1 protein-coding gene is annotated in these 559 nt (G+C 25.0%); it reads right to left on the bottom strand.

From position 1 onward, the window contains the following. Positions 1 to 388 precede the first annotated feature (388 nt). Positions 389 to 559 (bottom strand): undecaprenyl-diphosphate phosphatase (locus KM800_RS15155; protein ID WP_303396679.1); only part of this gene is annotated, 171 nt, incomplete at its 5' end.

Raw genomic sequence — 559 nt, 5'->3', positions numbered from 1 at the left:
TGACAACGAATATTATTATATCATCCTTTCATTTAAATTCATTAATATAAATCTATATATTATATATATAGATTATCCATTCTTCAAAATTCTATTCATTTCTATTTTTTTCACATAAAGACACGCTTGGATAAGTTTGAACAGTATAATGCAATTCTAAGTTGATTACACTGACTTAATACTTGGTTTTAGAAGATAAAAAGTCCCAATAGGCATAATACTGAAGACCTTTTAAAATATATATTTTTTTAATATCAACTTAATTTACACTTAAAATCAAAGTATAATAAAAGTTTCTATTAAATAAATACCTAAAAATGGAACTGTAGCATCAGCTAAAAATAATATGCTAATGCGACAGTTCCATTTTATATATGTAATTTCTGTTTTATGCATGAATGATGTTGGCGTATGATAGTATCAATACCAATATACCTACAAAGATTCTATATATAGCAAAAACCCTCATAGGTTTTCTCTTTAAAAAGCTTATAAATTTATCAACGACAACTAGTGCAACTATAAATGAAACTACGAATCCTACTACCAGTGCTATTAT

Source organism: Clostridium tyrobutyricum (genome assembly GCF_019144085.1).
Classification (GTDB): domain Bacteria; phylum Bacillota; class Clostridia; order Clostridiales; family Clostridiaceae; genus Clostridium_B; species Clostridium_B tyrobutyricum_A.
Note: the sequence above shows the minus strand (reverse complement) of the source record. Positions and strands in the feature narration are given on the sequence as shown.